Consider the following 3206-nt stretch of genomic DNA (forward strand, 5'->3'; position numbering starts at 1 on the left):
CCCCCCTTCCTTCCGGTATAGTTCTTCGATTCCGTAAGATCCTCAGGCAATACTCGGGTCTCGTTGGCTATGGATTACAAATCAACGCTCAACCTTCCGAAAACCGATTTCCCGATGAAGGCCAATCTGCCGCAGCGCGAACCTGAAATGTTGGCGTGGTGGGAGCAGGAGAAGCTCTACGACCAGATTCAGGCATCGGGGCAAGGACGGCCTCGGTATGTGCTCCACGACGGTCCTCCGTATGCCAACGGCCGCATTCATATCGGACATGCCCTAAATAAGATTTTGAAAGATATCATCGTCAAATCGAAAACCATGGCTGGTTTTCATGCGCCATACTTGCCTGGTTGGGATTGCCATGGGTTGCCGATCGAACACCAAGTGATGAAGGAGCTTGGTGAGAAGAAAAAAGACTTGGATGTCTCGGAGATCCGCAAGCTTTGTCGCGCCTATGCTGAGAAATACGTTGATATTCAACGTGACGAATTCAAGCGGCTCGGTGTATTGGGAGAATGGGAGCGCCCTTATCTCACGATGACGCCAAGCTATGAAGCCACGATCATTCGTGAATTTGGAAAATTTGTTGAGCGCGGCGGAGTTTACAAAGGCCTCAAGCCGGTCCTCTGGTGTACTCAAGATCAAACCGCGCTGGCGGAAGCGGAAGTCGAATATGGCGACCACACATCTCCATCGATCTATGTGACGTTTCCGATCGTCACCTCACCGTCAGCTCTTGGCAAGATTTTCCCAGGCATTCCCTTTCCGGAAGGAGTGAAGCTGGTGTCCATCGTTATCTGGACAACCACGCCCTGGACACTGCCGGCCAATCAGGCTGTCTGCATCCACCGCGATTTTGACTATGCCTTTGTTCGGGTCGGTGATGAGTTGCTGATTGTGGCGGAAAAACTCCTGGAGAATGTGGCAAAAGCCTGTGGGCTCAACGATTACAGTATCGTGGGCGTCAAGAAAGGTGGTGAAGGGTTCGAGGGGCTGGAGACGCAACGCCCGTTGTCTACCGGCTTGTCGCCGATTCTGCTCGGCGGTTTTGTGACCCTTGAGCAAGGGACCGGCTGTGTCCATATTGCGCCAGGACACGGTATGGATGACTATCTCCTCGTGCTCGAGCACAACGCCAAGGCTTCCCCGGGTGAACGACTCGAAATCCTGGCTCCGGTCGACAACGCTGGACGGTTCACGCCGGCCGTGAAGGAGTTCGCAGGTCAACAAGTCTTGAAGGCCAATCCAAAAATCGTCGATTACCTCCAGGCGAACGGACGTCTGCTCGGGCTCGGCTCGTTGAACCATTCCTATCCTCACTGCTGGCGGTGCAAGAGCCCGGTGATCTTTCGTGCGACCGAGCAGTGGTTCATGTCTATGGAGACCAACGATTTGAGAAACGAGACGTTGGCGGAGATCGACAGAGTCCGATGGATTCCTCGCTATGGCCGCGATCGGATTAACGGGATGATTGAAAACCGTCCTGACTGGTGCCTGTCGCGCCAGCGCGTGTGGGGGGTGCCAATCCCGGGGTTTACTTGTAGGACCTGCCATCATGTCCTTGCCGACCCTGTCGTGATCGAGCATATCGCGGCCTTGATGGAATCCAAGGGTGCGGATATCTGGTTTGAACGATCTGCCGGCGAACTCTTGCCCGCTGAAACGACATGTCCCAAATGTGATGGAGCACAGTTCGAGAAAGAGCGTGACATTCTCGATGTCTGGTTTGAATCCGGTGTGAGCTATGCGGCTGTGCTGAAACCGAGAAAGTGGTGGCCGGCTGACTTGTATCTTGAAGGATCCGACCAACATCGTGGATGGTTTCATAGCGCTCTGCTAGCCGGTGTGACGACGGATCATCGAGCGCCCTACGGAGCTGTGTTGACCCACGGGTTCGTCGTGGACGGGCAGGGGAAGAAGATGTCCAAGTCGGCCGGCAATGTGGTCGCGCCGCAAGACGTCATCAAACAGTCGGGTGCGGAAATCCTCCGTCTTTGGGTTGCGGCTCAGGACTATCGTGAAGACCTCCGTATCTCACAGGAAATCCTCAATCATCTCATCGAAGCGTATCGAAAAGTCCGCAATACCTGCCGATTTATGCTAAGTAATCTGTACGATTTCGATCCGGCGAAGCATCGTGTTCCTCATGAACAGCTGCCGGAATTGGACCGATGGGCATTGTTGCGTCTCGGGGAGCTGATCACGAAAGTGCGGCGAGCCTATGAAGATTTTGAGTTTCACACGCTCTTTCATGCATTGAACAACTTCTGCTCTGTCGATTTGAGCGCCGTCTATCTCGACATTCTGAAAGACCGGCTCTATACGTTCCGCAAGGATGCGCACGAGCGTCGCAGCTCTCAGACCGTCCTGCACGACATCGTTGTGGCGATGGCGAAACTCATGGCACCGGTATTGAGTTTTACGGCCGAGGAAATCTGGCGAACATTGGCCGTGGAGGTACCTGGGGGCGTGGGAACAGGGAGCGTGCATCTCGCCCCGTTTCCCGAACTGGATCCAGCTTGGGCCGATGCGAAGCTGGCCGAGCGATGGGAACGGCTGCTGAAATATCGAGTGCAGGTGCAAGGAGTTCTGGAGGAGCGGCGCCGTGAGAAAGTCATCGGCTCCTCGCTCGAAGCTCATGTTCATCTTACCACCGATGTGCCGACCGGTCAGTGGCTGAATATCTCGGCCGCTGATTTGGGCGCTTTATTCATTGTGTCGCAGGTGACCATCGAACAACGGCCTGATGCGGCAACCGGTTTCACTGTCTCCGTGACCAAGTCCGCGCATGCGAAGTGCGAACGTTGCTGGAACTATCGAGAAGCGGTCGGCAAGGATGCCGCCCACCCAACACTGTGTGATCGCTGCGTGGAGGCAATACGTTGAGTGCGTTAGGCCTTCGCAATCTGGCGCTCGCGTCGGTGACCGGGAGCATCATTTTTCTGGATCAGCTGACCAAACAGCAGATCATGCAAACCATGCGGCTGCATGAATCGATCTCCATCATCCCCAATCTCTTCAGCCTGACCTATATCCGAAATCCCGGGGCGGCATTCGGTCTGCTTGCCGGAAGCAGCAACGCGTTTCGGATGGTCTTCTTTGGGCTGACGTCGATTTTTGCCCTTGGGCTGCTGGGGACGATCCTGTTACGGATGCCGGAAGAGGATTGGATGGGGCGTGTCAGTGTTGCGGGAATTCTCGGCGGCGCA

2 protein-coding genes are annotated in these 3206 nt (G+C 55.2%); both read left to right on the top strand.

From position 1 onward, the window contains the following. The first annotated feature begins 69 nt into the window (after nucleotides 1-69). Nucleotides 70-2883, top strand: coding sequence for an isoleucine--tRNA ligase (gene ileS, locus ACOSYY_RS04370; RefSeq protein WP_526023278.1), 2814 nt, complete (start codon nucleotides 70-72; stop codon nucleotides 2881-2883). Continuing rightward, nucleotides 2880-3206, top strand: a 327-nt coding sequence (locus ACOSYY_RS04375; protein ID WP_421661049.1) for a signal peptidase II, incomplete at its 3' end; no start/stop codon positions are given. The genes ileS and ACOSYY_RS04375, both read left to right, overlap by 4 nt.

This window comes from Nitrospira sp. BLG_2, assembly GCF_049222245.1.